This is a genomic window from Monashia sp. HAY1-5C (genome assembly GCF_056755255.1).
In genome coordinates, this window is the sequence record NZ_JBPGXG010000347.1 from 1 (window position 1) to 274 (window position 274).

Below are 274 nucleotides of genomic sequence, written 5' to 3' on the forward strand. Positions count from 1 at the left end.
TTTCTCGACCGTCTCGCCGCGATGCACCAGCGCCTTCATGGCTGCAAGGGTAGCGTTGAGCTTCCCCTCGGTCTCCTTGTCGAGCGCTGCGTCCTTGGCCTTGACCAGATCGTGCAGCGACGGGCCTTTCAGCTTGGTGCCGTCGACACGCGTATAGTTGCCGGTATAGGCGGAGGCGATGCCGATGGCGTCGCCATTGTGCTCGTTATAGGTATTGTCGGAGAAGCAATCCTGCTCCTCTTCCGGATCGTGAAGCAGCAGGCCGAGCTTCATG

At 60.2% G+C, this 274-nt stretch carries 1 protein-coding gene; it reads right to left on the reverse strand.

Annotated features, from left to right (window positions below):
- On the reverse strand, positions 1 to 274 hold a 274-nt coding region (locus tag ACR9ZK_RS21965; protein ID WP_481344072.1), incomplete at both ends, for an imelysin family protein.